Genomic DNA, 4,483 nt, shown 5'->3' with positions numbered 1-4,483 from the left:
AGCCGCGAGGATCACGAGGAATGCCGTCTATAAGAGGGTTGCCGCCGAGGACAAGTGACGACGCGTTAAGGCCCCCGTCGAATTCGGCGGGGGCCTTTTCGTTGTTCCCGGCGGGGGCCGGAGCAGCCGCCGCAGGCGGTCGCGTTTTTGTGGTTCCGGGCCGAGGAAGTCTTTACCTAAAGCTGATCAGCGGGGCCCCTCCGAGAGCAAGAAAAGGGGCCCGTGCCTTGCTTCGCGCGGTGAGGACCCTTGGCCCTCACTGGACTACAAGTATAGTTGCCCCTTTTCATGCTCTCGCCCCACTGATCACCTTTAGGTAAACACTTCCCCAACCCTAAGCGGTCTTGCTTTCTGACGGTCCGTCAGGGGTTTCTGACGGGTCATCAGGAGTGATTTTCTTGACTGCCCAGATTTGATGTGCCGTGAGGAGCTTGACGAGTGCCGGGAATCCGCCCCGTTCAACTGCTTCGAGAACTCGGGCTTCCAGGCCGTGAGCGACGACCATCTTCCAGGCGGACTCCGCCAGCTCGGCCACTTCCCCGCCGGCCACTTCTTCGGCGGCCAACTCTTCCTCGGTCTTCTCCTCGACACCGAGCCGGGCCTTGAGCTTGGGAGACCAGCGGAGCCAAGACTTGCCCTTGGTCGCATGCTCGTACTCGACCCAGAGATCTACGACCGCAGCGTCTCCGGTCGCGGTCAGGTACTCGATCATCTCGAAGGGCGTCAGACTGCCGAGCTTGCCTTTCTTGAGATCACCACGGGCGACCTCGTTTCCGATGTGGCGTCCGGAGTCCTGAGCCTTGGCGATGTATTCCCCGGCACCTTCGGCCGTCATGACCTTGTCCCACTTGACCCCGTGCGTCTTGTCAGCGGGGAACCCGTGCTTCTTCGTCCACTCCATCCAGAGGCGTTGCCAGCGAGCCATCATGTACGTGAGTTGCATTACGTCCGGCTCCGAATCGAAGCAGACGATTACGTGAAGGTGCGGGTGCCAACCGTTCTTTCCGTAGGTGATTTCCCGGGAATTGATGGTGCCGATTTTCCCAGTGAGCTTCTTTTCGCGTACGGCGATCTTGCCGTTTCCGAGTCGGCGGAATGCGTCGTTGAGAGCGTCGAGGAGTTCGGCCAGCGCGTGCCCTTTCGCGTGCCGGACGGTGAAGGTGACCATCCAGGCCGAGCCGCCCGACATGATCAGCGAGGCGACGCCGACGGCGATCTCGTTGGCCCGCTTGGCACGGATCTTGGCCGAGCAGACCGGGCACAGCCAGCCGTTCGCGCAGACGCAGACCCCCGACGCGTAGGCGACCCCGTCGCGAAGGTGGATCTTGACCCGGTCAGCCTTGCCGTCTCGGCCCTGAGCCATGACCCGTCCGCAGGCCGAGAGCCGCTTGACCGTCGTGATCGACCAGATGACGCGACGGGCATCGAACCGGCGACGACGACGGCAACACGGATCGGTGCCCTTCCCGCATTCGTGCTGGTCAGACCCGGTTTTCCCCGCGAGGGGTGAAACAAAGTCCGTAGTAGTACCAAGGGGGGCGTCCGCCAGGCCGCCAGAGGCGGCCCGGCGCCCCCTCAAGGCTTCGCCACGGGGGCGCCGGGAGACCTGGCGGCCACCGATGGCCCGGAGGTCCTGTGCGGCCTTGGCTCCATCCAGCGGGACGACCGGGGGCACGTCATCATGCGGGGTGGCTACCTGTGGTGCCGAGCCCTCGCCGTGCTCTACCGTGGTCATGAGACGTTCTCCGTTCGCGTTCCAGGTGGCGGAGGAAGAGGCCCGGACCGTCGCGAGCGGTTCCGGGCCTCCGTCGTTCCGTGTGATCCTGTCCTTGGTGGCCGACCGGCGTGATACGAACACGCCGGGCGGTCACTTCGGCTTTTGCGGCCCCATCAGGCTCTTGATGACCAGCCAGCCGAGGGCGCAGGAGATGGCCCCGATGCCGACCGCGACGGCGACGACGGCGACGGCCAGGAGGACGGCGACGACCAGGGCCCCGGCCCCGCCAGCCGCGACGAGCTGTCCGGCGTGCTGGCGGAGCCAGGAGGGCGCGGGGGCGGCCTGCTGGACGATGACGTACGGGGCGGGCTGCTGGAGGCTCTGAGGGACGCTCAGGGCCTGTCCGGGGCCGATGTGGATCGGTGTCGGGGTGTAGACCCGCGTGGGGCCGTAGGGGTCGCTCATCAGCTGGCCTTCCGGGAGCGTCGGGCGGGCTTCTTCTGGAGCGGGACGGAAGTGCCGGCGGATTCATCCGCCTGCACGGTCGAGGCGTCAACGACGGTCGGGGCAGCCGCGGGGATGACGTCGCGGCGGAGGTGCCAGGTCGAGGCGATGAAGCCGGGGAGCTGGTCTTCGTCCAGGTCGCCAACGCGGACTCGGTCGTACTGGCCACCCAGGCCGGGGACGCCGGTGACGACGCAGACGCCGACGTTGGTCTCCTTGTCCACGAGCTTGGACGGGTCGTTGGGCTCGTCCTTGCGGATGCCGGAGCCGAGAGCCGCTTCGGCCGCGTCGATGGTGAACGTCGGGAAGCAGACGCCGACCTCCAGGTTGTCCCGGACGGCGGTCGGGATGGCGTCGCCGGTCTGCTTCTGCGTGCCGAAGATGCCGATCACGCCGAGCCCGCGACCCTCCTTGGAGATGGTCTGCATCATGCGCTGGTTGGACTCGATGACCTGCTTGTCCTTGCCGGTCAGGCCCTTGGTGTCGGCGTAGTTGTGGCACTCGTCCATGAGCACCAGGACGAGCGGGTTGATCTCAGTCGGGCCGTGCTTCCAGAACTTGTGGGTGCCGCGTTCTTCCACGAGGGCGGCCGGGCGGTCCTTGAGCAGGCGGACCAGCTCGGTCAAGCGCTGGTTGGCGGTCTCCGGGTTGTCGCCGACGACGAACATGGCCCGGCTGCCGACCTCTCCCCAGTCGCCGTATCGGGCGTCGGAGGTCTTGCCGTCGAAGATGGCGAACTGGACGTTGGCGCGGTTCGCGAGCGAGGCCATCCAGGCGAGCATGAGCATGGTCTTGCCGTAGCCGGGGAGGCCCGCGACCTTGATTCCGCTCAACTGCCGTAGCGGGATGGCGACTTGGCGCATCCAGGGGTTGTGGCCCATCGGGAGGACCCAGTCGTCTTCGGCGGGCCAGGTGTACGGCTGGTGGTCGTCGAGGGGGTTGCCGACGATGCCCCGGACCTCCACGAGTCCGGCCTTCAGTCGGCGGACTTCGACGGTCTGGCAGTCCCAGGCGTCCGCGAGCCATCCGCCGGCCTTTTCGACTTCCTCGACGCCGACCTTGGGGATCGTCTTGATGACGGCGCGGATGCCCCAGGGCTCCGGGAAGACGCGGATCTTCGGGACGACGGTGATGGGCTTGGCGGTCTTGCCCTGCCAGTCCTTGCGGCCCTTGGTGTTCTCGTCCACGCGGGCCAGGCCGACGTTCGGAGCGAGGCGACGCCAGCGGCGGGAGACGGCCCAGGCGTGGCGCATCCGGACCCGCTGGAACGGGGTCGCACGGATGTAGCGGTAGGTGGCGAGGAAGAGGCGAGCCGCCCCCCAGGCCGCCAGCACCACGAGGGCGATGACGGCGACCAGGGGAGCGAGGCTCAGGAAGTCAGTGGCGGACACGATCAGCCTTCCTGCGAGGCGGACTTGCGGGAGGTCGGGACGGCGGAGGTCGAGCGGATCTCGTCGGCCTGGTACCAGGCGGTGCCGCCGACGACCTTGTCGTTGCCGTTGCGGTCGGTCCGCTTCTCGGCCGGGGTCACACCGACACGGAAGCCGACCAGCTCGACCGGCTGCGGCATGTTCTGGAGGGCGTCGCCGGGGTTGGAATGCGAGAGGACACCAACCTTGAGGATCTCGTTTTCGGTCCGGCCGAACTGGGTGAACGAGGCGACGACCTGCACCTCCCACTTGGGGGTGCCGTCCTTGGCGGTGTCCTGCTGCTGGGTGCCGAACTGCATCTTCGGGGAGCAGCTGAGGAACATGACCATGGAGAAGGTGCGGGCCTGGTCGACGTGGAAGATCGCGGGCATGAAGGACTCCTGACGGTTCGTCATCGGCGGATGTGATGACTACGGGCTGTGCTGGGCTCTACGATGAGCCTGGCAGACAGGATCTGTCAACCGAGTATTCGCATCGTTCCCTCCCGGAGGACGCATCATGACCCGACGCAAGGCCGACGTTTTCCGGTCTGACCTGCAACGACAGTTCCAGTCGATCTCCGAGCTAACCAGCTACCTCGGACATGCCGACGCGGCGATGTTCAGTGATCCGGCCGAGTGGCACCGGAACTTGATCAGGGCTCTTGCCGATCTCTCCGAGGCGGCGCAGAAGGCGGAGACGGCGTTGACGATCAACGCGGTCAAGACGAAGGCACTGACGCCGACCGAGGTTTCCCGAGCCGCGAGGATCACGAGGAATGCCGTCTATAAGAGGGTTGCCGCCGAGGACAAGTGACGACGCGTTAAGGCCCCCGTCGAATTCGGCGGGGGCC

5 protein-coding genes are annotated in these 4,483 nt (G+C 66.3%); 1 reads left to right on the top strand and 4 read right to left on the bottom strand.

Going from position 1 to position 4,483, the window contains the following annotated elements:
* Nucleotides 1–334: 334 nt before the first annotated feature.
* The 4 genes from ACZ60T_RS34070 to ACZ60T_RS34055 all read right to left on the bottom strand — a co-directional run bounded on the left by ACZ60T_RS34070 (nt 335) and on the right by ACZ60T_RS34055 (nt 4,046).
* Nucleotides 335–1,735 (bottom strand): protein rep, encoded by a 1,401-nt coding sequence (locus ACZ60T_RS34070; RefSeq protein WP_469669500.1) that lies wholly within the window; start codon nt 1,733–1,735, stop codon nt 335–337.
* Nucleotides 1,736–1,867: 132 nt separating this feature from the next.
* Complete coding sequence (locus ACZ60T_RS34065) at nt 1,868–2,182, bottom strand: hypothetical protein (protein ID WP_469669499.1); 315 nt, start codon at nt 2,180–2,182, stop codon at nt 1,868–1,870.
* Nucleotides 2,182–3,612 (bottom strand): hypothetical protein, encoded by a 1,431-nt coding sequence (locus ACZ60T_RS34060; RefSeq protein WP_469669498.1) that lies wholly within the window; start codon nt 3,610–3,612, stop codon nt 2,182–2,184. The genes ACZ60T_RS34065 and ACZ60T_RS34060 overlap by 1 nt, the downstream gene beginning before the upstream one ends.
* Nucleotides 3,613–3,614: 2 nt before the next feature.
* Complete coding sequence (locus ACZ60T_RS34055; RefSeq protein WP_469669497.1) at nt 3,615–4,046, bottom strand: hypothetical protein; 432 nt, start codon at nt 4,044–4,046, stop codon at nt 3,615–3,617.
* 103 nt (nt 4,047–4,149) lie between these two features.
* Here ACZ60T_RS34055 and ACZ60T_RS34050 point away from each other — a divergent pair, with 103 nt between their 5' ends.
* Nucleotides 4,150–4,446: a hypothetical protein gene (locus ACZ60T_RS34050; RefSeq protein WP_465507527.1), complete on the top strand. Its 297-nt coding sequence runs from the start codon at nt 4,150–4,152 to the stop codon at nt 4,444–4,446.
* Nucleotides 4,447–4,483: the final 37 nt, after the last annotated feature.

Source organism: Streptomyces sp. NPDC104371 (genome assembly GCF_055583785.1).
This window is presented reverse-complemented; position numbering and strand designations above follow the sequence as displayed.